The following is a 20,526-nucleotide window of genomic DNA, read 5'->3' as shown; positions in this document are numbered from 1 at the left end:
GGTGCCGCCGACGGAAAGGAAACCAGCCATGGCACGTTCGACACGCGCACTCGCGCTCGGCGCGGTCCTCGCGGCCGCCGCCGCGCTCGGCGCCGGCCCCGCCGTCGCCGACACGGGCACGCCCTCCACGGCCCCGTCCGCCCAGTCCGACGCGGCGCAGAAGGCCGCCCGGAAGGCGGCGGAGAAGGCGGACAAGGCGGCCGCGAAGAACGCCGCCAAGTTCTGCGCCCGCGTCCCGGTCCTGGAGACCCGCCTGAACAAGGCCCTGACCCGGCTCAACGGCGGCTCGAAGGACGCCGGCTCCATCGCCGCGGTGCAGGCCCGCATCGACCGTCAGAAGGCCCTCGGCCACCCGGAGATCGCCACCCTCCTCGGCGACCGGCTCGCGGCCCGGCAGGCGCTGCTGCCGATCCTCACGAAGGGGAAGACCGACCTCGACGCGGTCAAGAACTGGTGCGCGACCCAGCCGAAGCCGGCATCGACCCCGTCGGGCAAGGAGTGACCCGCACCCGGGCCGGACTCGCCTTGGCGGGGGTGGTCGCCGCGGTGCTCCTGACGGCGTCGTGCCAGTCGGACGGCGGCAGTTCGGCCACCCCCTCAGCCGGGACCCCGGCGGCCACGGCGGTGCCGTCGGACATCGCGAGCATCGCGGCCGCGGCGGAGTCGGCCGCGGACCGCGCGGACGCGGACGCGGCGACGGGGGACGGGGACTCGGCGCCGTAGACCGGATGACCCCGCGTTTCCCCCGCATGTCGGTCCCCGCACGGTGTGAGCGGTCCGATACTCCGTGGCAACGTCGAAGTAACACGACATCAGGTTGCGTAACGTGCGCGTAACTTCGGTGTATGCCGGGGGAAACCGGGGCTCTCCACGCTGGGCTGAGCTCCGCGGCCGGGCGGGGCGTGCCCAGGGGAAAAGGACATGCCGATGCGATTGGCCGCGGACCAGCTCAATGCCGGGGACACCGCGTGGATGCTGGCTGCGACCGCGCTCGTGCTGCTGATGACGCCGGGGCTCGCGCTCTTCTACGGCGGCATGGTGCGCGCCAAGAGCGTCCTCAACATGATCATGATGAGCTTCGCGGCGATCGCCGTGGTGAGCATCGTCTGGTTCGCGTTCGGGTGGTCGCTCGCGTTCGGCGGCGATCTCGGCGGGGGCGGCATCCTCGGCGGGTTCGGGCAGATGTTCCTGCACGGGATGAAGCCCGACTCGCTGACCGGCACGATTCCGTCGCTGGTCTTCATGGTGTTCCAGCTGACCTTCGCGATCATCACCGTGGCGCTGATCAGCGGCGCGATCGCCGACCGGGCGCGGTTCCGGGCGTGGCTGGTGTTCTGCGCCGTGTGGGTGACGCTCGTGTACGTGCCGCTCGCGCACTGGGTCTGGGGTCCGAACGGTTGGATCCGGGAGAAGCTCGGCGCGCTCGACTTCGCCGGCGGCCTGGTCGTCGAGATCAACTCCGGTGCCGCGGGCCTGGCGGTCGCCCTGGTGCTCGGTCCGCGCCTCGGCTTCAAGAAGGACCCGATGCGCCCGCACAACCTGCCGCTCGTGATGCTCGGTGCCGGGCTGCTGTGGTTCGGCTGGTTCGGTTTCAACGCCGGTTCCGCGCTCGGCGCCAACGGCCTCGCCGCGCAGTCCCTGGTCAACACGCAGGCCGCCGCGTGCACCGCGCTGCTCGGCTGGCTGCTCGTGGAGAAGAAGCGCGACGGGCACGCCACCACGCTGGGTGCGGCGTCCGGCGCCGTGGCGGGCCTGGTGGCGATCACCCCGTCGTGCGGCGTCGTCGACATGCCGGGCGCGCTGGTGATCGGGCTCGCGGCGGGCTTGCTGTGTTCGTACGCGGTCGGCTGGAAGCACAAGTTCGGCTACGACGACTCGCTCGACGTCGTCGGCGTCCACTTCGTCGGCGGTGTCGTCGGCACGGTGCTGATCGGCGTCTTCGCGTGGGACGGTGTCACGCCCAACGGCGAGCGCGGCCTGCTGCACGGCGGCGGACTCGACTTGCTGGGCAAGCAGATCGCCGCGGTGATCATCGCGGCGCTGTTCTCGTTCGGGGTCACGTACGCGATCGCGAAGGTCATCGACCGGACGATCGGGTTCCGCACGTCCGAGGAAGACGAGCAGGTCGGCCTGGATCTGGCCGTACACGCCGAGACCGCCTACGATCTCGGTTCGGTCGGGGCCGCGTCCCACCTGTCCGGGGGCTCCTTCGGCGGCGGAACCGGCGGCATGGGCGGCTTCGGCATCAGCCGTCCGGACCGCGCCGAGCGGGCCGAGCGGGCCGACGCCGACGAGGACTGACCGCACCACGCGCCGGGCCGGCCCCCTGCGCCCCGACGAGGATTTGGCGGAAGAAGAGCCATGCGACTGATCACCGCGGTCATCAAGCCGCACCGACTGGACGACGTGAAGACCGCGTTGCGGGAGTTCGGCGTGCAGGGCCTGACCGTGACCGAGGCCAGCGGCTTCGGACGGCAGCACGGGCACACCGAGGTGTACCGCGGCGCCGAGTACCACGTGGACCTGGTGCCGAAGATCCGTCTGGAGGTCGTGGTCGACGACGGCGACGCCGCGGAGGTGATGACGATCATCACGAAGGCCGCCCACACCGGGAAGATCGGCGACGGGAAGGTGTGGAGCGTGCCCGTCGAGACGATCATCCGCGTACGGACGGGCGAACGCGGGCCGGACGCGCTGTAGCGCGCCCGGTCCCCGCATCCTCACTCCGCCGAAGGCACCCCCGCCACGCGGCGTTCGCCGCCGTTGCGGTCCTGCCAGAGGCGGTAGACGTCGACGGCGGCGTCTTCCGGCTGGTGGCGCATGGGCAGGCGGCGTTCGGTGTAGTCCTTGGCGAACTCGTCGTAGAACGTCGCCAGCTCGAAGTACTTGCGGTCGTCGACGTAGTGCGGCTCGTAGGCGTCGCGGGTGGTCAGGAACACCACCTCGTCCGGCGAGCAGTAGTACAGCGAGCCGAGGCACATCGGGCACGGGTGGGCCAGCACGTAGATCGTCGTACCGGTCAGGTGCTCCGTGCCGAGCTTCGTGCACGCGTCGCGGATCGCGAGGATCTCGGCGTGGGCCGTGGGGTCGCCGGTCTGGGCGACTTTGTTGGGGCTTTCGGCGAGGATCTCGCCGTCTTTGACGATGACCGTCGCGAACGGCCGCCCGCCTTCGAGGACGTTGGCGCGGGCCAGGTCGATGGTGCGTTGTGCGAAGTCCATGGCGTCTCCAGGAGGCTCGGAGCGGATCAGAACGGCTTGGTCGGCAGGTACTTGCCGTCCAGCGTGATCACGGCCCGCTCGCCGCCCTCGGGGTCGGCGACCTTCTTGACGTCCAGCTTGAAGTTGATCGCCGAGATGATGCCGTCGCCGAACTCCTCGTGGACGAGCGCCTTGAGGGTGGTGCCGTACACCTGGAGCATCTCGTAGAAGCGGTAGATCGTCGGGTCGGTCGGGATGCCGCCCGGGATCGAGCCGCGGGTGGGAATGGTCTGCAGCAGCAGCTCGGCGTCCTCGTCGAGGCCGAGCAGCTCGACGACGGCCTTGGCGGAGTCGGCGGGCAGGGCGTGCTGGCCGAGCACCGCGGCGGTGACGAAGGCGACCGACAAACCGGCCGCGTCCGCGATCTGCTGCCAGGTCAGGTCCTTGCGGGTCTTGGCGAGGACGGCTTCGGCGGCGAGGGCTTCGCGGGCGGTGGGGTCGAACTGGGCGTGCGGCATGGTGCTTGCTTCCTTGCTGTGGGGGAGAGGGGGAATCCGGGGGGAAACGGCCGGTCAGGCCGCGTGTGCGGGAGCCGCCGGGGCGAGGACGTCGACGCCGCCGGTGGCGATGTCGAAGACCCAGCCGTGCAGCGTGACGGTGCCCGCGGCCAGCGCGCGGGCCACCGCGGGGTGGGTGGCCAGGTTCGCGAGCTGGGCGAGGACGTTGTGGCGGACCAGCGCGTCGACCGAGGAAGCGGCCGCACCGTCTTCCGCGCCGCCGGACACCGCCCGTGCCGCGTCCGCGTGCCGCAGCCAGCCCGCCACCGCCGGGGCGGCGGTCAGGTCCCGGCGTTCGGCGAGCGCCGTCATCGCGCCGCAGGAGGAGTGCCCGCAGACGACGATGTCGGAGACGCCGAGCACGGCGACGGCGTACTCGATGCTGGCGGCGACCCCGTCCGTGCCCGGCGTATACGCGGGGACGAGGTTGCCCGCGGTACGCACCACGAGCAGCTCGCCGGGTTCGCTCCCGGTGATCAGCTCCGGCACCACCCGGGCATCCGAGCAGCCGACGAACAGCGTCGACGGCGCGTGATGCGCGGCCAAGTACGCGAAGAGGTCCGCTTTGGCCGGGTAGACGTCGCGGCGGAACCGGGCGACGCCTTCGGTCAGGTCGGGCATGGTCACTCCTTCGATCGCGGCCGGTCCGAAAACCGACTCCTTCACCATGCACGACCAGGGTCTATAGCGTCCAAGACGTAGAAATCATCACTCCTATAGATGTCGTCTATAGTCGGAGCGTGGCCGTCGAACTCCGTCATTTGCGCTATCTGCTCGCCGTGGCCGAACACGCCAACTTCACCCGGGCGGCGGAGGAGCTCCACGTCTCGCAGCCGACCCTGTCGCAGCAGATCAAACAGCTCGAACGCGCGGTCGGCGCCCAGCTCCTGGACCGCACCGGCCGCGCGGTGCGGCTCACCGACGCCGGAGCCACGTACGTCGACCACGCCCGCCGCGCCCTGCGCGACCTCGCGGCCGCCGAACGCGCCGTCCACGACGTGCGGGACCTGTCGCGCGGCCACCTGCGCCTGGCCGTCACCCCGTCGTTCAGCGCCTACCTCGTCGGCCCCCTCACCGCGGCGCTGCACGGCCGGCACCCGGGCATCACACTGACCGTCGAGGAAATGCCGCAGGAACGCATCGAACCGGCGCTCCTCGCCGACACCATCGACCTCGGCATCGCCTTCGGCGGCGCACAGGCGACGGGCATCGGGGCGGATCCGCTGTATGCCGAGACGCTCAGCCTGGTCGTCGGGGCCGCCCATCCCGATGCCCGGCGGCCCGACAGCGCGGCGCCGCTCACGACCGCGGATCTGGCCGAACGGCAACTTGCGCTGCTTACCGGTGACTTCACCACCCGAGGGCATGTCGATGCCTACTTGGAACGGCATCGCGTGAGCCCGCGCATCGCGGTCGAGGCGAACTCGATCCAGGCGCTGGCCGAGATCGTCCGGCATGCGCCGCTGGCCACCGTGCTGCCGGATGCGGTCGCGGACGGCCACCCGGACCTCGTCGGGGTGGCCGTCGACCCGCCGTTGCCGCCGCGCACGGTGGTCGTGCTCGGCCGTACCGGCGCCTATCGCAGTGCGGCAGCTCGCGCGTTCATGCGTATTGCGCAGGACTTGGTGCGGGAACGCGGGTATGCGATCGCCTGATCGGGCGAGGAGAGTTCAGGCGCGCCCCCGCGTCGAGCATCCCGCACGGTCGCGCACCGGTCGCTGCGCCGTCCAGGTGGGTCGGCACGCCGGCGGCGACGGTGGCGCGGTAGCCGCGCGGTCGGGGTCTCCGAGGAAAGGGCCCCGAGTCAGGCCTCCGACAAGTCCGGCGCCCGACCACCCGTCATCTTCGTCACCAGGCGCGTGGTGGCCGCCAACCGATCCCCGTACGCCAACACCTGCCGCCCGGTCACCTGCGACAGCCCGTTCAGCGTCATCCCCAGCGCCACCGTCCCCAGGGCGTCGAAGACCGGCGCCACGATCGTCGTGATGTCGTACGTCGCCTCCAGGTCCACCTCCAGCAGCTCGTAGTCCTCCTCGCCCAGCGCCGCCGTCAGCTCCGCGATCCGGTCGCGCAGGCGCGGGGCTTCCCGGGGGCGGTCCGCCAGCCGTTCGAGGGTCGCGCCGATCTCCGTGCGCGTCGGGCTCTCGACGGTGATCGAATAGCCGCGCTCGCGGACCACGGCCAGCGACAGCGGCAGGTGCACGCTCGCCGTGGCCTGCATGCGCCGGTCGAGCCGGGTCAGCCACGCCTCGATCTGCGCCGGCGGCGACCACGCGAAGAACGCCTGGCCCACCGGCGGAACGAGCGGCACCCGCTGCCCCACCCGCACGTCCGCCGACGCCAACTGCGGGCGCCCCTCGATCGCCAGGATCACCAAATCGTCGCCGACCGGCGCGCTCAGGATCGCCTCGGTGCTGAACTCCTCGGCCAGCGCCCGCATTTCCCCCCGGGCCAGATCCACCATGCGGTTGCTGCGGAGCGCCGCATCGCCGAGCGCGATCAGTGCCGGGCCCAGCTCGTACGTCTTGCGCCGCGGATGCCGCACCAGGTAGCCCGCGTCCTCCAGGGCCTGCAGCACCGACAGCGCGGACGCCAGGTTGATGCCCGTCGACGCGGACAGCTCGGACAGCGTGAACGCATCGCCCGGATGCGCCGCGAAGAAGTTCAGGATGTCGATCGCGCGTGTCGCCGCGAGTGCGGGACGAACCATCGTCGCCCTCCCCAGAATGCTCGGCCGGTCCCCGTGAGCGCGCTGCCACCCGGCGGCCACGCCGACGCGCGGAACCGGAATCGGCCCTGCCGTCGGCCTTGTGACCTGGCGGACATCGCGTCACACTCCCTATCACATTTCGAAGTACTTTTCAGAATATCGAAAAATCGAAAAATCCTCGGCAGACCCCAACGACCTGGAGGCGCGCGCATGAAGCTCGACGTGCTGTACGAAGTCGACGTCCCCCGCCCCTGGAACGGTCCCCACCCCTACGGCCAGCGCCGCGAGGAGCAGCGCGCCTACCGCGAGGCGGTCGAGCAGATCCGTCTCGCCGACCGCATGGGCTTCAACACGATCTGGGCGGTGGAGCACCACTTCCGCGAGGGCCGTTCGCACATGCCCGCGTCCGAGGTGTTCCTCGGCCATCTCGCCGGCCTGACCGAGCAGATCCGCATGGGCTTCGGCGTCACCCTCACCCCCTTCGGGTTCACCCCGCCGCAGCGCATCGCGGAGAAGGTCGCGACGGTCGACATCCTGTCCAACGGCCGCGTCGAGTGGGGCACCGGGCGCTCGACGCCCATGGAGCAGACCGCGTTCGGCGTCGACATCGCAAAATCGCGCGACGACTGGCGCGAGGCGATCGAGATCGTGTGCGGCATGTGGCGCGACGAGTACTTCGAGTACGAGTCCGAGCGCTTCACCTTCCCCAAGCGCATGGTCACCCCGAAGCCGTTCCAGGACCCGCACCCGCCCGCGTGGATGGCCGCGACGTCCAACGGCTCCGCCGAGGTCGCGGGCGCCAACGGGCTCGGCCTGCTGTCGTTCTCGATCATGCAGCCGCTGGAGGTCATGGCCGCGCAGGTCGCCGCCTACCGCGCGGCCGCCGCGAACGCGACGCCGCTGACCGACGTCACCACCAACAAGGTCGCCGCCTACACCCTCGTGCACACCACGGGCAGCAAGAAGGTCAGCCCGAAGGTCTGGGAATCCGTCGCCTGGTGGTACAAGAACCTCGCGATGTTCACCCTGGAGTGGGAACTCCCGCACCTGAGCCCGGAGGAGCGGGACAAGACCTTCCCGCTGCTCAAGCCGCTCTTCGAAGGCGACGTCCCGGTCGAGACGTTCGACGCCGCCGACATGATCGTCATCGGCGACGTGGAGACCTGCATCACCAAGATGAAGCGTTACGCGGACCTCGGCGTCGACGAACTCATCTGCTACGTCCAGTGGGGCTACCTGGACCACCAGGACATCCTCAAGACCATCGAGATCCTCGGCAAGGAAGTCATCCCCGAGCTGGAGAAGTACACGCCCAAGGTGCAGCCGCCGACCGCCTGATCCCGACCCCGCCCGGATTCGTGGCCGGACGTGCCGAAGTGGTTTGCTTGCCCCGCCGGCACTCCGCCGGCGAGTCCGAACCCGAGGAGTGGTGATGGGGCAGGTCAACGCCGATGCGTCGCGCGAGGTCGCCGGGGAGCCGGACGCGGTTTTCGCCGCGCTGTCCGACTACGCGGGGACCCGGCCGAAGCTGCTGACCGAGCACTTCTCCGGCTACGAAGTACGCGAAGGCGGCCAGGGCGCGGGCACGGTCGTGCACTGGAACCTCCAGGCCACCAAGAAGCGTTCGCGTGAATGCCTGCTCGACGTCGCCCAGCCCGCCGAGCGCACCCTGGTGGAGACCGACCGCAACTCCAGCATGGTCACCACCTGGACGGTCGTCCCGGCGGGCACCGGCCGCAGCCGCGTCAACATCCACACGACGTGGCAGGGCGCCGGCGGCATCGGCGGCTTCTTCGAGAAGACGTTCGCGCCGTCCGGCCTTCGCAAGATCTACGACGGCGTGCTCGCCAGGATCGACGAGGTCGTCTGACCCAGCGCCGGCACCCGACCGGCCGACGCACCACGCAAAAACGCCGGAGTCCCACAAGGACTCCGGCGTTTCGTGCGTCTCCGGACACTCCCAGCCCGCGCGGGGCCGTGCTGCCGGGGTGCGCGCTCAGGCCGCGGCCAGCAGCCACCCCGCCGCCACGCCCAGGCACACCGCGTTCACCACGCCGAACAGGCCGACCCACGCCGCGCCCGGGATCCGGGTCAGGGTGGCGAGCTGGTCGGCGTCCGACCACTGCGCCTGGCCGCGGCGGCGCAGCTGCTGGAGTTCGAACACCGGACGGATGCCGGCGATCAGCAGGAACCACACCAGCAGGTACGCGAACCCGGCCTGCACCTGGTACTTGGCCAGCCACGACACCGCGAACACCACGCCGCCGACCACGACCAGGGCGAACGCGCCGTACACGTTCCGGATCATGGTGAGCATCAGCGCCAGCCACAGCAGAGTGATCCACAGCGTCATGGTGATGTGCCCGGACGCGAGGAGCGCCGCGCCGCCCATGCCCAGCAGCGACGGGGTGACGTACCCGGCGAACGCGGTGACGACCATGCCGAAGCCCGTCGGCCTGCCCACCGACAGGGTCACCCCGGAGGTGTCCGAGTGCAGGCGTATGCCCGTCAGACGCCGCCCGGAGAGCAGCGCGGCCAGCGCGTGGCCGCCTTCGTGCGCGATGGTGACCACGGTCCGCAACGGCCGCCACACCGGGCGGTTCAGCACCGCGGCGAGCGCGACAATCCCGGTCACCGCCATCAGCCAGCGGGGCGGGTCGGGCTGGGTGCCGACGACCCGGTCCCACAACTCCTGCAAGGACACCGTCTCCACGCGCGCTCCGCCCTACACACCACTATTGATTGACCCTGACAAGGACTCGTAGTACGCAGTGCGTCATGACGATGCACCCTGACGACGAGTTCCATCCGCCGACCGTCGACGACCCGTACTGGACCGAGACGTGCTGGTTCACGTTCACGGTTCCCGAGCGCCGGCTGTCGGGCCAGTTGTATCCGTTCTTCCGCCCGAACCAGAAGGTCGCCGCCGGCGGCGCCTACTTCTGGGACGACACCGGCCGCCACCCGCACGACGCGCTGTACGCCAAGAACTTCTGGCATCTCCCCCTCCCCGAGCAGCAGCTGACGGACATTCAGCTACCCAACGGGATCAGCTACAAGTGCCTCGAACCGCAGAAGGTCTACGAGGTCAAGTACACCGACCCCGACGGCGGCGACGAGATCTCCGTCGACCTGACCTTCACCGCCGTCCTGCCGCCGCACTACCTCGGCGACAAACACGTCGACCAGCCCGGCCGCTACACCGGCACCATCGAGCTGCGCGGCGAGACCATCCCGGTGGACTCGTACGGCTTCCGCGACCGCTCCTGGGGCGTCCGCTCGCAGTTCGGCCAAGGCCTCATGACCTCGCCCGCGCGCCGCGGCGGCTACAGCTACGCCACCGCCTCCGACCGGGACGCGTTCCACTCCATCACCATGGACTTCGGCTCCGGCTGCATCTCCATCCACGGCTACGTGCTCCGCGACGGCGTGTGGGCGAAGCTCGCCAAGGGCCGCCGCGAGGTCGTCGAACGCGACGCCGAATCCGGCTGGGCGACACGTGTCGTGCTGGAAGGCGTCGACGAACTCGGCCGCGAACTCCACGCCGAAGGCCGCACGATGAACCGCCTCGGGTTCTTCCTCAACCCGAACCTGTTCACCGTCAACTGCCTCACCGAATGGACGTTCGACGGCGTCACCGCCTACGGCGAGGACCACGAGAACTTCAGCGCCGCGGAAATCCGCCGCTTCAGCCGGGAACTCCGCGAGCTGCGCGTCGGGTAGCGGAACGTGACCCCGCGGTGACCGGACGGGCGGCGCGGCGGGCCCCGGCACGGCGGCCACGGACCCGGGACCAAAGTCCCGACTCCGTGCCGCCCTTGGTCGGGACCTGCCGCGAACCGCCCGTTCGGCGCGGCCCGCGACCGGAGCGAGGACGACCGTCCGGCTTATCGTGGACCGCGTGAACACCGAGCCGACCCCCGAGCGGCGGGTCGCCGGGCGGCTCGACACCGCGCCCCCGCCTTCCTCGATCACCGCGCGCTGGATCTGGTGGGCCCCCTTCGTCCTCGTCGCCGTCGACGCGCTGGGCGAAATCATGATCCCGCGCAGGCTCGCCGCCGGATTCCTGCTCATCGGCGTGCCCGTGTTCGCCGCGCTCACCCGCAGCGCCCGCACCGTCGCCCTGTTCATCGTCGTCGCGCTCGGCCTGGAACTCCTGTTCGCGTGGCGGTTCGACCACCTCGGCGAGGTCCACCACATCGGCCTCTACGTCTCCACCGTCGTGCTCGGCACGGTCAGCATCGAGCTGTCCCGCCAGCGCCAACGCGACGCACGCAACGTGATCCAGGCCCGCTCGGTGTCCGAAGCGCTGCAGATGATGCTGCTGAAACCCGTTCCGGCCACGCTCGGGCCGGTCCACGCCGCCGGCTTCTACGCGGCCGGCGACCCGCGCACCCTCGTCGGCGGCGACCTGTACGACATGGTGGAAACCCGCTTCGGCGTCCGCGTCGTCATCGGCGACGTCCGCGGCAAAGGCCTCGGCGCGATCCGGCACGTCGGCACCGTCCTCAGCAGCTTCCGCGACGCCGCCTTCGACGTCCCCGACCTCGCGGACCTCGCCGACCACATGGAACGCCGCCTCGTCCGCGAAGCCCACGAGGTCGGCGACACCGAACTGTTCGTCACCGCGCTCTTCCTGGAATTCCCGGCCGACCGCGCCGAGGTCCGCATCGTCGGCCGCGGGCACCCCGCACCGATCCTCGTCCGCCACGGCAAAGCGGAGAAGATCCGGGTCCACCCCGGCATCCCCCTCGGCCTCGGCACCCTCGCCGACACCCGCACCCAAGCGACCTCGCAGCCCCTCGCCCCCGGCGACGTGCTCGTCCTGCACACCGACGGGGTCAGCGAAGCCCGCGACGGGCACGGTGTCTTCTATCCGACCGAAGAGCGCCTCACGACGCGGTTCTGGGGACGCAGCACCGTCGACCCCGCCGCCGTCGTGGCGTTCCTCCGCGAAGACCTCACGGAGTACGCGGTCGAGGCGGAGGACGACGTGGCAGTGATCGCCCTGGCGCGCGGGGCGTAGTCCGCGCCGCGTGTAGTTCGCGCCGTGTAATTCGACGGGTGTGATTCGACGGGTGTGATTCGACCGGAGTGATTTCCCGGGTGTGATTTCGCGGGTGTGATTCCGGGGGGTTCCGTCAGATGCCGAACGCCTTCCGCAGCGCCGCGTACGAGCCCGCGGTGGCGGCCGCCGCCGGGGCGACGAAGTCGGCGAAGCTGACGAAGCCGTGCGACATGTCCGGGTGGTCCTCGACGGCGGCCGGGACTCCGGCGGCGCGCAGCCGCTCCGCGTACACGATCCCCTCGTCGTGCAGCGGGTCCTCGCCCGCGACCACGACCAGCGCCGGGGCGAGCCCGGACAGGTCGTCGGCGAGGGCGACGGCGCCGTAGGGGACGGCCGCGCCGGGCGGAATCTTGGAGAAGTAGTGCTCGCCGAACCATGCGATGGAGTCCGGCGGCAGCAGCGGGTCGTTCGTGTTGGCGCGCTGCGACGCGGTGCCTTCGACGCCGGTCGCCGGGTACCACAGCAGCTGGAACACCGGCTGTGCGATCCCGCGGTCGCGGGCCATGAGGCACACGGCGGCGGACAGCGACGCCCCCGCGCTGTCCCCGGCGACCGCCACCCGGTCGGGGTCGCCGCCGAGGTCCGCGGCGTGCTCGCGGACCCACGCGTAGGCCGCATAGGCGTCCTCGTAGGCGGCCGGGAACGGGTGCTCGGGCGCCAGTCGGTACTCGACCGAGACGACGATGCAGCCGACCTGCTCGGCGATCTTCCGGGCCACCGGGTCGTGGCTCGCGATGCTGCCGATGCAGAACCCGCCGCCGTGGAGGAAGACCACGACCGGCAGGCCGGGCGCGGCCTCCGGGGATTCCGGCGCGTAGATCCGCACCGGCAGCTCGGGGGCGCCCGCCGGGCCCGGGACCGTCCGGTCCTCGACCCGGGGGAGCGGCGTGGTGACCGGCCGCAGAGCCATGCCGGCGTCCATTTTCGCGCGGAAGTCCGCGGGCTCGCCGGCAAAGGCGAGCTGCGGAATCGCGGCGAGGAACGCGCCGAGTTCGGCGTTGAGCGTCATGGGGGCTCCCTCGGGCAGGTGGTCGCGGTGAACGGGACGTGGTGGTTGGCACGCGGTGCCAGGCTGAGGGCACTGTACGGCGCGGCGCGGGGGAGGTGAAGCGCGTCGCGTGCGAAGCTGTGGACAACCGACGGCTGTGGACGACGGGCTTGCTGCCCCGGCGCCCGTTCGGGCAGCGTGGAATTCAGGGGACCCCCAGGCCGGTGTGATCATCGGAGAAGCGGTCTCCGTCGAGAGGGGCTCTCATGCGCGATCGGGCCACCGTCACCGCCCCGCCCGTGTCCGGCATCGGCACCAGTCCGCCGCGGCCGGACGGGATCCTCAAGGTCAAAGGGGCCTTCGCGTACGCCTCCGACCTGTGGGCGGACGGCATGCTGTGGGGCGCCACGCTGCGGAGTCCGCATCCGCGGGCGCGGATCCTCTCCGTCGACATCGGCGCCGCGCTGGCCACGCCCGGGGTCGAGGCCGTGCTGACCCACGCGGACGTCCCCGGACGCAACCTCTACGGCCTGGAAGCCACCGACACCCCCGTCCTGGCCGAAGGCGAAGTCCGGTACCACGGCGAGCCCGTCGCGATCGTCGCCGCCGACCACCCGGAGACCGCCCGGCGCGCGGCCGCGCGGATCGCCGTCGCGTACGACGTCCTCGACCCGGTCGTCACCGAAGCCCAGGCCCTCGCCCCCGACGCGCCCACCGTCAACCCGTTCCACCCCGGGAACGTCGTCGCCCGGCAGCCCGTCCGCTGCGGCGATCCCGACGACGCCGCCGTGCGGGCCCGCGCCGCGGTCGTCGTGCGCGGCCGGTACGCCCTCGGGATGCAGGACCAGGCGCCGCTCGGCCCGGAAGCCGCGCTGGCGGTGCCGGGGGAGGACGGCGGCATCGACCTGTACGTCGCCACCCAGTGGCTGCACGTCGACCAGCGCCAACTTGCCCCCGTCCTGGGCCTCCCCGAAGACAAGGTCCGCCTCACCCTCGGCGGCATCGGCGGAGCGTTCGGCGCCCGCGAAGACCTCACCCTGCAAGCGCACGTCTGCCTGCTCGCCCTGCACACCGGCAAGCCCGTCAAAATGGTCTACGGCCGCGAGGAGTCGTTCCTCGGCCACGTCCACCGCCACCCCGCCACCCTCGACTACGAACACGCCGCCGACCGCGACGGCAAACTCGTCTCCGTCAAAGCCCGCATCGTCCTCGACGGCGGCGCCTACGCCTCCACCACGTCCGCCGTCGTCGGCAACGCCGCGGTCCTCGGCGTCGGCCCCTACGAGGTGCCGCACGTCGCCCTCGAATCGATCGGCCTGGTCACCAACAACCCGCCGTGCGGTGCGATGCGCGGTTTCGGCGCGGTGCAGGCGTGCTTCGCGTACGAGAGCCAAATGGACCGGGTCGCCGCCGAACTCGGCCTGCATCCCGTCGAGTTCCGGCAGCGCAACGCGCTCGCCGAAGGCGGGGCGACGCCGACCGGGCAGGTCCTCGACTCGCCCGCCCCCGTCGCCGAGATCCTCGGCATCGTCCGGGACCTGCCGATGCCGGTTGACGCGCAGCCCCGGGACACCGGCGAACTCCCCGGCGGCTACGCGTTTTCGACCCGTGGCGAAGGCGTGCGGCGCGGCGTCGGCTACTCCGTCGGCGTCAAGAACATCGCGTTCTCGCAAGGCTTCGACGACTACTCGACCGCCCGGGTGCGTCTCGAACTGGTGGCCGGCGAGCCGCTCGCGACGGTGCACACCGCCGCGGCCGAGGTCGGGCAGGGCGGGGTGACGGTCTGGACGCAGATCGCCCGTACCGAACTCGGGCTCGACGCCGTGGTGCTGGAGACCGCGGACACGCGTGTGGGGTCGGCCGGGTCCACGTCGGCGTCGCGGCAGACGTACGTGTCCGGCGGTGCCGTCCGGGACGCCTGCCGGCTCGTGCGGGCCGAGCTGCTCGCCCGCGCGGGGCTGCCGGCCGACGCCGTCTTGGCCGGCGGGCTGGTCACCGCGGCGGACGGCACCGTACTCGGCGGCATCGCCGACGCGCTGGCCCGGGTCGGCGAGTCGATCGAACGCACGACGGAGTTCCGGCATCGGGCCACGTTCCCGCTCGACCCGGTGACGGGGCAGGGCAACGCCGTCGTGCAGTACAGCTTCTGCGCGCACCGGGCGGTCGTCGACGTCGACGTGGAACTCGGCCTCGTCAAGGTCGTCGAGCTGGCGGCCGCGCAGGACGTCGGGCGGGCCATGAACCCGCAGGCGATCGCCGGGCAGGTGCAAGGCGGCGGACTGCAGGGCATGGGTCTTGCGTTGACCGAGGAGATCGTGGTGCGCGAGGGGCATGTGGTGAACGGGTCGTTCACCGACTACCTGATCCCGACGATCGCCGACGCGCCCGCGATGCCGGTGGTGCTGCTGGAGTATCCGGATCCGCACGCGCCGTACGGGCTGCGCGGGGTCGGCGAGGCGCCGACCGTGTCCGCGGCCCCGGCGGTGGTCGCGGCGATCCGGGCGGCCACCGGACTGCCGCTGGTACGCATCCCGCTCCGGCCGGAGGACCTGGTGGCGCCGGCCGAGGTGCCGTGAGCTACTCCACAAGACCCCGGATAACCGCGTAGACCTGGGCAAACGCCGCGAATCATCATCACACCGATGGCGGCTGTCCTGGTTTGTCCTGGGAAGCGGAGGTGATTGTGTCAGATTCCCGTTGAACCTGTCCTACTCTGGTCGATTGTGACCAACCAGAACATGCGTGATCAGCACGGCGCGCACCACGGCTCGCCCGAGCTTCGGTACGAGAACGAACCGGACCTCAAGGACAAGGGCCTCAGTCACAACGCCATCGGCCTGGTCGGCAGCGTCGTCGTCGCGATCTCCACGGTCGCGCCGGTGTACACGCTGACCGGCGCGCTCGGGCCGACCGTGCGTGAGGTCGGCGTGCACCTGCCGGCGATCTTCCTCATCGGGTTCGTCCCGATGCTGCTGGTGGCGTTCGCGTACCGCGAGCTGAACAAGGTCGTGCCGGACGCGGGCACGTCGTTCACCTGGACGGTCAAGGCGTTCGGGCCGCGCGTCGGCTGGATGACCGGCTGGGGGCTGGTCATGGCGACGATCATCGTGCTGTCGAACCTGGCGGGCATCGGGACGTCGTTCTTCTACCTCACGCTCGGCAAGCTGTTCGACAGCGACTGGGTCGCCTCCTGGGACGGCAACAAAGCCATCCACATTCCGACCTGCATGGTGTTCATCGCCATCGCGACGGCCATCAGCTACCGCGGGATGACGGTCACCAAGCGCGTCCAGTACTTCCTCGTCGTGCTGCAACTCGCGGTGCTCGCGGTGTTCATCGCCATGGCGATCAGCAAGGCGACCTCGGGCGACTTCCCGGACACGTCGCTGTCGTTCTCGTTCGGCTGGCTCAACCCGTTCGGCGTGGAGAACTTCGCCGCACTCACCGCGGGACTCTCCCTGTCGATCTTCATGTACTGGGGCTGGGACACCGCCCTGACCATGAACGAGGAGACCGCGGGCGGCCGCAAGGTGCCGGGGCGCGCGGCCATGGTCACCCTCGTGGTGATCGTGTGCGCGTACCTGATGACGGGCATCGCGACGCTCATGGTCGCGGGCGTCGGCGACACCGGGCTCGGACTCAACAGCGACGACACCAACATCTTCGCCAAGCTCGCCGACCCGGTGATGGGCTCCGGCTTCGGGATCATGCTGTTCATCGCGGTCCTGGCCAGCTCGGTGGCGAGCCTGCAGACCACGTTCATCCCGGTGGCGCGCACCGCACTGGCGATGTCGACGTACGAGGCACTCCCGCCGGCGTTCGCACGCGTCCACCCGCGCTACAAGACCCCCGGCTTCGCGACCGTCACGGCGGGCGTCGTCACCGGCGTCTTCTACACGGTCATGACCCTGGTCAGCACGTCGGTCCTGGAGGACACGATCGCCGCGCTCGGCCTGATGATCTGCTTCTACTACGCCCTCACCGCGTTCTCCAGCGTCCGCTACTTCCGCCACGATCTGCGGCGCAGTGTGCGGGACTTCTTCATCAAGGGCGCCATGCCGCTGATCGGCGGCCTGATGCTGAGCGCGATCTTCGTGAAGACACTTGTGGACGCCTGGAACCCCGACTACGGCAGCGGCAGCTCGGTGTTCGGCATCGGCAGCGTGTTCGTCATCGGCGTCGGCGTGCTGCTGCTGGGCGTGATCTTCATGGAGGTCACGGCGCGCCGCAGCCCGCGCTTCTTCCGCGGCGAGGTGCTGAAGGTGGACACGCCCGTCCTGGTGCCGGACGAGGACTGAGTTCACTCCTGCGGCTGAAGGTCCGGCGGGCGGATGCGCCGGCTTCCGTGTTCCGGGGACGCAACCGACGGCGGGTAGGCAAAATAGAGACCGCACATCAGCCGCGTTCTCCTCGAAAAATTTGCCTCTGAGGCAAGAAAATTGCCAGCGAGGCTAAGCCTGCCTACTTTTTAACCATGTCCGCAGGATCATTCCGCGCTCCGCAATCCCCGCGCCAGGGCCGAACGGCCCCCTCGGTGCCGCCGGGCTCCGGACCGGGTCCGGCTGCCCCCGCACGGCGGGAAACCTCCCAAGGCCCGGAGACCGCCGCCCCCGGCCTCGGCGACCGACTCAAGCAGGCCCGGCTCGCGCACGGGCTCACCCTGGAGGACGCCGCGGGTGTGAGCGGCCTGTCCGTCGCCTACCTCTCCCGGCTGGAGAACGAGCGTCGACAGCCGTCGCTGCCCGCGCTGCTCACCCTCGCGCGGGTCTACGCCACCTCGGTGTCGACGCTGCTCGGCGAGGCGGGCGCGGGCGAAGAAACCATCATCCGGGCCAAAGCCGCCGAGCCGTTCAAGGCGCACGGCTGGACGTACTGGCGGGCCGGCAGCCCACGCCGCGGCATGCAGGCGCTCCGCGTCCAGGTGCCCCCCGGCCGCGCCAACGGGCCCGCCCGGGTGCACCCGGGCGAGGAGTGGCTGTACGTCACCGCGGGCCAACTCCGGCTGACCCTCGACGGCATCGTCCACCTGCTCGCCCCAGGCGATGTCGCGCACTTCGACTCCGCGCTCTCGCACGTCATGGAATCCGCCGACGACCACGTCCCGGTCGAGTTCCTGATGGTGCACGCGGCGCCGGCGATGGTCGCCTTCTCGGCCTGCCTGCCGCCGTCGCACTGACGCGTCCCGCGTCGCCCCCGCGTCCGGGCGCAGCGCCACGCCGCGCCGACGTCTTCGACGCACCCAGAGAAAGGCCCCGGCAATGTCCAGCCAGGAATCGGAGAAGAGCCGCGAGAACGGCATGTGGATCCGGCTCTCCATATACGTCCTCGGATTCGCCGTCATCTTCGGCACGCTGGTGATCGTCGCCGCGACGCAGCGCTGACCGCCCCACGGCCGGACGCCGAGAGCCCTCGACGCCGGGCCGCGAAAGCGCGCGGCACCCGTCAGCCGGCAACGGCCGGCGGCGGGGATATCTCCCGGCCCAGCCACGCCAGGGCCTCCGGAATGCCGAGGGCCCAAGTGTGGAAGTTGTGGCCGCCGGACGGGGCGACGACCGTCGTCACCTCGTTCGGCGCCCGGAACCGGGCCGCGAAATGCCGCATGTCCTTCACCGCCGGACCCTCGCCGCGCGCCGCGAACAGGTACATCCGCAGCGGGCGCGCCCGGGGCCGGTCGATCGTCACGATCGGGCTGTTCGCCCGGCGCACTTCCTCGTTGCCCTTGTAGAGGTCGCCGGTGGTCATGTCGGTGATCGCCTTGTAGTAGCCGGACAGGCTGGCCGCGGCGCCGAACCGGTCCGGGTAGTTGATGGCGAGGTTCGCCGCGCAGAACCCGCCGGTCGAGTAGCCCATGATGCCCCAGCGCGCCGGGCGTTCCGCGGTGCGGAAGTTCGCCTCGACGGCGGACGGCACGTCCTCGCCGAGGTAGGTCGCCGCCCGCGCGCCGCCCACCGCGTCCACGCACTCGCTGTCCCGCCCGTCGACCGGGTTCTGCTCGGGCAGCACCGCGATCGATGCCGGGATCTTCCCGGACTCCATGAGCCCGGCGAGGATCTTCTCTATCCGCATGCGGCGTATCCACGTGCTCGGCGTGCCCGGATAGCCGGACTGGAGCTGGATCACCGGGAACCGCTCGGCGGCGCGCGCCGGATCGAAGTAGGCCGCGGGCAGGTACACGTTCGCGGGCAGGTGGTGCCCCGACTTGGCGCCCTTGACCGAGGTCGACACCAGCACGCCGTGCCGGGTGTCGACCTTGCCGCCGGGCGGCATCCAGGCCGGAGCGCCGGGCCGCGCGGGCAGCGCCGCGGTGGTCGCCAGGTCGGGCGCCTTCACATGCGGCACGTGCACCTTCGGTGCGGGCGGCCCGTCGGCGATCGTGAGGACGTCCGAGATCGTGCTGTAGAAGTACATTTGGCTGTTGATCGCGGTCAGGATCGTCAGCGTGACCATCAGCTGCGTGAAGATCAGCGTGACGATCCTGCGCGTGCGCTTCAGCCTTCTGCGCTGCCAGGTCAGCACCGTCGCCACGACGGCCCCCACCGTCACCACCGTCATGCCCAGGACGAACCACCCGCTGGTGATGTCCAGATCCCATGCCGGCCGGGCAGCCAACCCGTTGCCCATTGCCCTTCCTCCCGTGTCCGCGGAGGGTCGGCAATGCCGCCCGCCCCCCAGGTCTCCCCCCGGTGCCCCGCGGCACCCGCCCCCCTCGGCACGGCCGCGGACACACCCCTGGGGAGGGGGACGCGTCCGCTTGCTTGCGCGGTTCGCCGCTTCGTCGGTGTTACGCGCGTGGCGCCCGAAAGGTGACGGCATCGGTGCGGATCCCATCCTTGCGGCCAGGTCCCGCGTCCGGCATCGGCCGATGGTCTGGAGCACGGCTCGCCTGGAGGTCGTACGCGCCGATGCCAAAGTCGTCCCGGTATCGGCCGATGGTCGGAGCGCCCTGGCCGAAAAGCGGTTCCGCCGCGCGGGCCGGGTGCCCGAGACTGATGCGATGCCGACGACACTGCTCATGGGCGTGGTGGGTTCCACCGCGTACGGCCTGGCCACGGCCGGGTCCGACGAGGACCGCCTCGGGGTCTACCTCGCCGACCCCGAGGACGTTTTCGGCCTGCACGGGCCCGCGGCGCTCACCGGCTCCCGGGTCACCACCCACCCCGACGTGACCCTCCACGAGCTGTACAAGTTCACGACCCTCGCCCTCAAGGGCAATCCGACGGTCGGGGAACTGCTGTGGCTCGACGACTATGTCGTGCAGACCGAGACCGGCCGGGCCCTCGTCGAGATACGCGACGCGTTCCTGTCCACCCGCGCCATCCGCCGCTCCTACACCGGCTACGCCATCCAGCAGGCCCACAAGCTCCGCACCCGGCACGGCGAAGGCAAGGCCGGCTTCGCCGCCGACCTGACCCGCCGCACCGCCAAGCACGGCCGCCACTGCCTGCGCCTGCTGCGCCAGGCCCGCGGCCTGCTGGCCACCGGGCACCTGACCATCGACGTCTCCGACCAGCGCGACGAGCTGTTCGCCGCGGGCGAGTTGGCCGCCACCGACCCGGAAGCCTTCGCCGAGCTGTTCGAACGCGAGGTCGCCCAGCTCGACGCCATCGCATCGGTCTTGCCGGAGAAACCGGACACGGCCCGGGTGGAGCGGCTGCTGGTGGAGATACGCCTGGCGTCGGCGACCGCGGCACTGGCGGCGAGCCGATGACCGAGGTGGCGGTGGTGTCGGCCAGTGCGGCGACGGCGATGACGATCGGCGTGCTGCCGGCCTTCGACTACCGGAACTGCGCGATCCATGCCGACGAATGGATGCAGAGCTTCCGGAACGAAGGCCGCCCGGACGTGCCGCGCCCAACGGTGCTCCGGTGGGCGGGCGGCGCGCTGGTGGTGCTCGGCGTTGTCCAGCTGGTCGCGGCGGTGCGTCACTGGTCGGGGTTCTGACCCGTCGACCGGACAAGATGTGCGTGAGTGCGAAGACTGGCGCGGTGCAGACCCGCCCCGCG

Annotated in this window: 22 protein-coding genes; 15 read left to right on the top strand and 7 right to left on the bottom strand. The window is 71.0% G+C overall.

Annotated features, from left to right (window positions below):
- Positions 1-28: 28 nt before the first annotated feature.
- The 4 genes from ACPA54_RS01265 to ACPA54_RS01250 all read left to right on the top strand — a co-directional run bounded on the left by ACPA54_RS01265 (position 29) and on the right by ACPA54_RS01250 (position 2,700).
- Positions 29-502: a hypothetical protein gene (locus ACPA54_RS01265; RefSeq protein ID WP_423525862.1), complete on the top strand. Its 474-nt coding sequence runs from the start codon at positions 29-31 to the stop codon at positions 500-502.
- Positions 499-723 (top strand): hypothetical protein, encoded by a 225-nt coding sequence (locus tag ACPA54_RS01260; protein ID WP_423525860.1) that lies wholly within the window; start codon positions 499-501, stop codon positions 721-723. Before ACPA54_RS01265 ends, ACPA54_RS01260 begins: the two co-directional genes overlap by 4 nt.
- Before the next feature lie 204 nt (positions 724-927).
- Complete coding sequence (locus tag ACPA54_RS01255; protein ID WP_423525858.1) at positions 928-2,301, top strand: ammonium transporter; 1,374 nt, start codon at positions 928-930, stop codon at positions 2,299-2,301.
- 60 nt (positions 2,302-2,361) lie between these two features.
- Positions 2,362-2,700, top strand: a complete 339-nt coding sequence (locus tag ACPA54_RS01250; protein ID WP_423525856.1) for a P-II family nitrogen regulator — start codon at positions 2,362-2,364, stop codon at positions 2,698-2,700.
- Between the two features lie 20 nt (positions 2,701-2,720).
- Here the strand turns inward: ACPA54_RS01250 and ACPA54_RS01245 are convergent, their stop codons facing one another.
- The 3 genes from ACPA54_RS01245 to ACPA54_RS01235 are packed head-to-tail and all read right to left on the bottom strand — an operon-like array spanning position 2,721 to position 4,378.
- Complete coding sequence (locus ACPA54_RS01245; protein WP_345674658.1) at positions 2,721-3,221, bottom strand: nucleoside deaminase; 501 nt, start codon at positions 3,219-3,221, stop codon at positions 2,721-2,723.
- Positions 3,222-3,247: 26 nt separating this feature from the next.
- Positions 3,248-3,718 carry a cyanase gene (gene cynS, locus ACPA54_RS01240; RefSeq protein ID WP_423525855.1) on the bottom strand — a complete coding sequence of 157 codons (471 nt, stop codon included), beginning with the start codon at positions 3,716-3,718 and terminating at the stop codon, positions 3,248-3,250.
- A 54-nt stretch (positions 3,719-3,772) separates the two neighbouring features.
- Positions 3,773-4,378 carry a carbonic anhydrase gene (locus ACPA54_RS01235; protein WP_423525853.1) on the bottom strand — a complete coding sequence of 202 codons (606 nt, stop codon included), beginning with the start codon at positions 4,376-4,378 and terminating at the stop codon, positions 3,773-3,775.
- A gap of 119 nt (positions 4,379-4,497) precedes the next feature.
- Here ACPA54_RS01235 and cynR point away from each other — a divergent pair, with 119 nt between their 5' ends.
- Complete coding sequence (gene cynR / locus ACPA54_RS01230; protein ID WP_423525851.1) at positions 4,498-5,412, top strand: transcriptional regulator CynR; 915 nt, start codon at positions 4,498-4,500, stop codon at positions 5,410-5,412.
- A gap of 149 nt (positions 5,413-5,561) precedes the next feature.
- On the opposite strand, the gene ACPA54_RS01225 is transcribed toward cynR, so the two are convergent.
- Positions 5,562-6,467, bottom strand: a complete 906-nt coding sequence (locus tag ACPA54_RS01225; RefSeq protein WP_423525849.1) for an IclR family transcriptional regulator — start codon at positions 6,465-6,467, stop codon at positions 5,562-5,564.
- A 210-nt stretch (positions 6,468-6,677) separates the two neighbouring features.
- Between ACPA54_RS01225 and ACPA54_RS01220 the strand changes: the two genes are divergently transcribed.
- Together ACPA54_RS01220 and ACPA54_RS01215 are read left to right on the top strand one after the other, a co-directional pair.
- On the top strand, positions 6,678-7,805 hold the full coding sequence (locus ACPA54_RS01220) for an LLM class flavin-dependent oxidoreductase (protein WP_423525847.1): 1,128 nt from the start codon (positions 6,678-6,680) through the stop codon (positions 7,803-7,805).
- A 94-nt stretch (positions 7,806-7,899) separates the two neighbouring features.
- A complete protein-coding gene (locus ACPA54_RS01215; RefSeq protein WP_423525845.1) occupies positions 7,900-8,337 on the top strand; it encodes an SRPBCC family protein in 438 nt (145 codons plus the stop codon).
- Positions 8,338-8,463: 126 nt separating this feature from the next.
- Here the strand turns inward: ACPA54_RS01215 and ACPA54_RS01210 are convergent, their stop codons facing one another.
- Positions 8,464-9,180 carry a M50 family metallopeptidase gene (locus ACPA54_RS01210; RefSeq protein WP_345674650.1) on the bottom strand — a complete coding sequence of 239 codons (717 nt, stop codon included), beginning with the start codon at positions 9,178-9,180 and terminating at the stop codon, positions 8,464-8,466.
- A 65-nt stretch (positions 9,181-9,245) separates the two neighbouring features.
- Here ACPA54_RS01210 and ACPA54_RS01205 point away from each other — a divergent pair, with 65 nt between their 5' ends.
- Positions 9,246-10,190 (top strand): DUF7065 domain-containing protein, encoded by a 945-nt coding sequence (locus tag ACPA54_RS01205; protein ID WP_345674649.1) that lies wholly within the window; start codon positions 9,246-9,248, stop codon positions 10,188-10,190.
- A 178-nt stretch (positions 10,191-10,368) separates the two neighbouring features.
- Entirely contained in the window at positions 10,369-11,493 is a 1,125-nt protein-coding gene (locus ACPA54_RS01200) for a PP2C family protein-serine/threonine phosphatase (protein WP_423525843.1), read from the top strand.
- 115 nt (positions 11,494-11,608) lie between these two features.
- Here the strand turns inward: ACPA54_RS01200 and ACPA54_RS01195 are convergent, their stop codons facing one another.
- Positions 11,609-12,544 (bottom strand): alpha/beta hydrolase, encoded by a 936-nt coding sequence (locus ACPA54_RS01195; protein WP_423525842.1) that lies wholly within the window; start codon positions 12,542-12,544, stop codon positions 11,609-11,611.
- 245 nt (positions 12,545-12,789) lie between these two features.
- Between ACPA54_RS01195 and ACPA54_RS01190 the strand changes: the two genes are divergently transcribed.
- From ACPA54_RS01190 to ACPA54_RS01175, 4 genes are all read left to right on the top strand, one after another.
- A complete protein-coding gene (locus tag ACPA54_RS01190) occupies positions 12,790-15,099 on the top strand; it encodes a molybdopterin cofactor-binding domain-containing protein (protein ID WP_423525840.1) in 2,310 nt (769 codons plus the stop codon).
- A gap of 147 nt (positions 15,100-15,246) precedes the next feature.
- A complete protein-coding gene (locus ACPA54_RS01185; RefSeq protein ID WP_423525838.1) occupies positions 15,247-16,821 on the top strand; it encodes an APC family permease in 1,575 nt (524 codons plus the stop codon).
- 176 nt (positions 16,822-16,997) lie between these two features.
- The gene (locus ACPA54_RS01180; protein ID WP_423525836.1) at positions 16,998-17,699 is read left to right on the top strand and encodes a helix-turn-helix domain-containing protein; all 702 of its coding nucleotides are present in this window, start codon (positions 16,998-17,000) and stop codon (positions 17,697-17,699) included.
- 82 nt (positions 17,700-17,781) lie between these two features.
- Positions 17,782-17,904, top strand: coding sequence for a hypothetical protein (locus ACPA54_RS01175; RefSeq protein ID WP_423525835.1), 123 nt, complete (start codon positions 17,782-17,784; stop codon positions 17,902-17,904).
- Positions 17,905-17,965: 61 nt separating this feature from the next.
- Here ACPA54_RS01175 and ACPA54_RS01170 read toward each other — a convergent pair whose 3' ends face one another.
- The gene (locus ACPA54_RS01170; protein WP_423525833.1) at positions 17,966-19,144 is read right to left on the bottom strand and encodes an alpha/beta hydrolase; all 1,179 of its coding nucleotides are present in this window, start codon (positions 19,142-19,144) and stop codon (positions 17,966-17,968) included.
- Positions 19,145-19,517: 373 nt separating this feature from the next.
- On the opposite strand from ACPA54_RS01170, the gene ACPA54_RS01165 reads away from it, so the two are divergent.
- Complete coding sequence (locus ACPA54_RS01165) at positions 19,518-20,231, top strand: nucleotidyltransferase domain-containing protein (RefSeq protein WP_423525831.1); 714 nt, start codon at positions 19,518-19,520, stop codon at positions 20,229-20,231.
- A complete protein-coding gene (locus ACPA54_RS01160; protein ID WP_423525829.1) occupies positions 20,228-20,464 on the top strand; it encodes a hypothetical protein in 237 nt (78 codons plus the stop codon). Before ACPA54_RS01165 ends, ACPA54_RS01160 begins: the two co-directional genes overlap by 4 nt.
- The last annotated feature ends 62 nt before the right edge of the window (positions 20,465-20,526 follow it).

This window comes from Uniformispora flossi, from assembly GCF_049534875.1.
Taxonomy (GTDB): domain Bacteria; phylum Actinomycetota; class Actinomycetes; order Streptomycetales; family Streptomycetaceae; genus Yinghuangia; species Yinghuangia aomiensis.
This window is presented reverse-complemented; position numbering and strand designations above follow the sequence as displayed.